Origin of the sequence: uncultured Aggregatibacter sp. (assembly GCF_938046485.1) — a bacterium.
Classification (GTDB): Bacteria; Pseudomonadota; Gammaproteobacteria; order Enterobacterales; family Pasteurellaceae; genus Aggregatibacter.
Genome location: NZ_CALIWN010000073.1, coordinates 1 through 3,529, shown reverse-complemented (window position 1 = coordinate 3,529; position 3,529 = coordinate 1). Strand labels below are relative to the sequence as shown.

Below are 3,529 nucleotides of genomic sequence, written 5' to 3'. Positions count from 1 at the left end.
GGGTTCCGGGGCAAATTATCCAAGTGGGCGATTCTGAGTTGCAGCCGGCGATTGTTGATGTATGCGGCGTGCAGCGCGAAGTCAATATCTCATTAATTTGTGAAAATTCACCGGAGGATTTGCTGGGTAAGTGGGTTTTGGTGCACGTTGGATTTGCGATGAGCGTTATTGACGAGATTCAGGCAAAAGAAACACAAGAAGCCCTTATCTCAATGAGCCAGCTTGACCATGAAGTAGATGACTTTAGTGGACTCAGCCGCAGTGCACCTTAAAAGCAGATAGTAAAAAAGAGTAAAATTTTCTATCACTTAGTTATCTTAATATATCGACAATTTTCCGTTGTAGGAATTCTAAAAAGCCCTCGCCGGTTGGAATAGCTTGAATGAGGGAGCTTCTATTTAATAACGTTGAAATTTGAGAAACACGGCCATTTCCAACCGCACTTTCAGCTTCCTTCGACACTATCCAAAAGCACGCCCCTTCTTGTTGTCCGTTGTCGTTCTCCAACACCCAACCGACCAGCGCGGATGGCATCTCTTGCTGTTCCAGATCCAGCAACGCCAACCGTAACGGTTGCCAAATAGTTTGCTGATTTACCGCCAAAAACAGCGAATTGCCATGAATTTGCAAGGTTTGCGCCAGTTGAAAGGTCGCCGCGTTATTGATATTCGCCATAAAATCCAACGGGCTTGGCAGGTTTTGTGCCGTGAGTTGGTGGAACATTTTGTCGAATTTACCGGGTGAATTAAACGGTGAGCCGAGATAAATACCGCTTTTCTCCGTTAAATAAGGCTTTAGCGGTAATGCACCTAGAAGAGCAAGTTGAGTGAAGCGGCTTAAACGACGGGCATCAACGCCATGTGCTTTGACTTGTTGGCGCAAGGTTTTGTCGTCCATATCGTTGCTGATGAACTGATGGATTTGTCGGATAAAGTAGGTCATTTGTTTACCTTAAGCACCCAAGCTATGTTGCTTCCACCGAAACCTAAAAAATAATTTAAAAAACGACCGCACTTTTGCAGTTCGCTTTTCAATTGATTGAATAAAATAGCGCTTTCAAGCGCCCCACTTGCGCCAAGGGTGTGTCCCGTTTGGGCTTTTATGGAAAGCCATTGCGCGTGAGGGAAAATTTCTTGCAAAACCCGTAGCTCCATTTCATCGCTGTTGCCGCCGACGCCATGGACTTTCACGCCGTCAATGTCGGCCGGCATGAAATTGGCATTATTGAGGCAGGCATTAATCAGGTTACGCAATGCCGATTCACTGCTGTTGGTGAGATTTTCGTTATCGGTTAGCGGCGTGACGCCCACTATTTCGCAAGGCAATTGTGGATTCGGTTGAGTAGATAACGCCACACAGCCGATGCCTTCGCCTAACACAATGCCCGTTGGGTTCGTGAGTGGCGAATATTGTGCTTCCTGTGATAACAAATTCATCGCCTGAAAATGCTCGAACGTCAGACGATTAAACATCTCAAAGCCGATAACCAAGGCTTTTTCATACATGCCGCTTTTTAGCATTTTATAGGCATACCCTATTGCTTGTGCGGAGGAGGTGCAAGAGGTGGCGAAACTGAACACGTCCGTTTGATAACGGGCACGTAAATCATCGGCAATCACCACCAGACTATGTTCTTTCGGCAATGGGAGATTGTGCGCCAGGCGGGCTTCGCAATCGCTGATAACATAAGCGGTGGAACCGAGCAGAATCGGGATTTGTTTCAACTCGCTTTTATCCCAGCCCGCCTGCTGTAAAGTGCGGCCGATTTCCAAGTCAAAATACGCATAAAGCTGTTCAAGGGAAAGCAAAGGCTCCTCAAAAGCATTGAAGTACGGAAAACGGAGCGGTTGCCCCAACATATTGGAGGTGCGCTGTCCTAAATTGTCGGCAAACTTGGCGGAGGCAGCGTTGAGATAAATATTCATCAGACTTTTTGGTGCTGTTCGCGGATAAAGGCGGCAAGATCGCGCACGTTCATCATGTGTTTACGCACCATGCGATCGCCCTGCAAACGCACGCCGAAATGGGCTTGCAACGCCACGACAACCTGCAAAGCATCTAAAGAATCCAACTGAATGCGGCTTTGTTCGCCAAATAACGGTTCTTCGTCGCTGATTTCTGTCGGGTCAAATTCGTCTTTTTCCGTTTCTTGGATAATCAGTTTTTTGAGTTCCTGTTCTAATGCCGGATGCTCCAGCGTGAAAAGATAAGCCATTAGAATCTCGCTTGTGTTGTCAATTGTCGTTGATAAATCAATGTGGCTAAAAGTAGCGTAACAATGCCGAAAGCGCTTAACAAATAGAGCGGTTGCTGAATTTGGCTAAGCGCGTAATGATTCAGCAATAAATTCTGAAAACCGCTTAACGCCCAGCCCATCGGGGAAAATTGCGCTACAGTTTGCATGATCTCCGGCATGACATAAACGGGCACCATAATCCCCCCGATTGCTGCCATAATAATAATGCCGCCACCGCCCAATACTACGGCATGCTCGGTGGTGCGCGCCAGCACGCTCACCAGCAAACCATAACCCAACGCGGCAAGGCTAACGGCGCCGGATAGCACAAAATAAGGCAACCAATCGCCCGTTAACCCAAACGCCGGCATATCCAGCGCTGGCAATACAAAATAACCGAGCGCCACCATGCCGACAAATTGCAGTTGGTTGATGAGGAAATACGGAATCAATTTAGCAACAATCTGGCTCCATGCAGAGGCGCGCGCCATGCGCAGATGGGTAAGCGTGTTGGTTTGGCGTTCCATCGCCATCACATTGGACAGGGGAATCATGATAAAGAACATGCCGAAAATCAGCCAGGCGGGCACGCTATGTTGCACGGAATTCGGCTTGGAAACTGCTTTCCCTTGCCGATTCACATAAATTTCCTGCCATAAATCTTTTGCCAGATAATCATTAATTTGGGCGAATTTGCTATCCAGTTCTTTATTGACTTTATTTTGAATCTCTTTGATTGGCTTACGTTTGTTATTTTCTAACGTAATGTGATTGTCTGCCAAATAATCGTTTAAACGCAGTTGCGAATAATGCTTTTGCAACACACCTTTCACACCCAACAACCAACTGCGATCCACGCTCGGATTCAACCAAAGTTGCAGGTTTTGTTCTTCGGAAAGTGCGGTCTGTTTTTTATTCGGATTGAAAATCAGCAAATCGAATTTCCCTGCTTGTAGCACTTCTTGGTATTGCGCCAGCTCTTCCGGTGGCGCTTGACGAACGGCAAGTTTTTCATTTTTGAGCGCGTCTAAAAAGGCATCGTTAAGCGCATTTTTTTCACTCAGTAGCACAATTTCCGAGCGATTGCTTAAGGCATTATCATTGCTCAACGCAGCCGACATAATCAGCATGAACAAAATCGGCATGATAAATAATACGGCGACACCGTGCAGATCGCGGCTTAATAGACGCATTTCTTTGGCAATCGAAGCAATTAACACGTTTTTTCCGCCTTATTTAAGAAATCCAAATAAAAACGTTCAAGACTTTGCCCTTCTTTTAAAATGTCCTGCA

The 3,529-nt window shown here is 46.3% G+C and carries 5 protein-coding genes; 1 reads left to right on the top strand and 4 read right to left on the bottom strand.

Features of this window, described 5'->3' with window-relative positions; genetic code table 11:
- The coding region (gene hybG, locus Q0203_RS09060) for a hydrogenase maturation factor HybG (RefSeq protein WP_297931698.1) at positions 1-272 on the top strand (272 nt) is incomplete at its 5' end.
- A gap of 40 nt (positions 273-312) precedes the next feature.
- On the opposite strand, the gene Q0203_RS09055 is transcribed toward hybG, so the two are convergent.
- The 4 genes from Q0203_RS09055 to Q0203_RS09040 are packed head-to-tail and all read right to left on the bottom strand — an operon-like array spanning position 313 to position 3,456.
- The gene (locus tag Q0203_RS09055) at positions 313-942 is read right to left on the bottom strand and encodes a hypothetical protein (protein ID WP_297931695.1); all 630 of its coding nucleotides are present in this window, start codon (positions 940-942) and stop codon (positions 313-315) included.
- Complete coding sequence (locus Q0203_RS09050) at positions 939-1,925, bottom strand: beta-ketoacyl synthase N-terminal-like domain-containing protein (protein WP_297931693.1); 987 nt, start codon at positions 1,923-1,925, stop codon at positions 939-941. The genes Q0203_RS09055 and Q0203_RS09050 overlap by 4 nt, the downstream gene beginning before the upstream one ends.
- The gene (locus Q0203_RS09045; protein WP_297931690.1) at positions 1,925-2,215 is read right to left on the bottom strand and encodes a phosphopantetheine-binding protein; all 291 of its coding nucleotides are present in this window, start codon (positions 2,213-2,215) and stop codon (positions 1,925-1,927) included. The genes Q0203_RS09050 and Q0203_RS09045 overlap by 1 nt, the downstream gene beginning before the upstream one ends.
- Entirely contained in the window at positions 2,215-3,456 is a 1,242-nt protein-coding gene (locus tag Q0203_RS09040; protein ID WP_297931687.1) for an ABC transporter permease, read from the bottom strand. Before Q0203_RS09040 ends, Q0203_RS09045 begins: the two co-directional genes overlap by 1 nt.
- Positions 3,457-3,529: the final 73 nt, after the last annotated feature.

Coding starts and splice junctions, on each gene's coding strand:
- Q0203_RS09055 (WP_297931695.1), bottom strand. CDS start 942: ATGACCTACTTTATCCGACAAATCCATCAGTTCATCAGCAACGATATG.
- Q0203_RS09050 (WP_297931693.1), bottom strand. CDS start 1,925: ATGAATATTTATCTCAACGCTGCCTCCGCCAAGTTTGCCGACAATTTA.
- Q0203_RS09045 (WP_297931690.1), bottom strand. CDS start 2,215: ATGGCTTATCTTTTCACGCTGGAGCATCCGGCATTAGAACAGGAACTC.